This window comes from Pseudomonas sp. E45-MNA-CIBAN-0222, from assembly GCF_040310405.1.
In the GTDB taxonomy this organism is placed as follows: Bacteria; Pseudomonadota; Gammaproteobacteria; order Pseudomonadales; family Pseudomonadaceae; genus Stutzerimonas; species Stutzerimonas stutzeri_AC.
The window spans coordinates 1-260 of record NZ_JBEOPU010000147.1; the positions used below are offsets into that span (position 1 = coordinate 1).

The window sequence follows — 260 nt, forward strand, 5'->3', positions numbered from 1 at the left end:
GCTCGACACTGAGCAAGCAGCGCAATTGGCGGATGCCGGATTGGATTATTACAATCACAATTTGGACACCTCGCGCCGTTATTATGAGCAGGTTGTCAGTACGCGCAGCTATGATGAGCGTTTAGATACGATTACCAATGTGCGCAATTCTGGTATTAGCGTGTGTAGCGGTAACATCGTTGGCATGGGTGAAAGCCGTGATGATCGCATCGATTGGGTGCATGAGCTGCTAAAAATGCCCAAAGCGCCAGAGTCGATTC

General features: G+C 49.6%; 1 protein-coding gene. It reads left to right on the top strand.

All coding sequences use genetic code 11. The annotated features are described in order from the left end of the window. The coding region (locus AAEZ08_RS23105; RefSeq protein ID WP_500125205.1) for a radical SAM protein at positions 1-260 on the top strand (260 nt) is incomplete at both ends.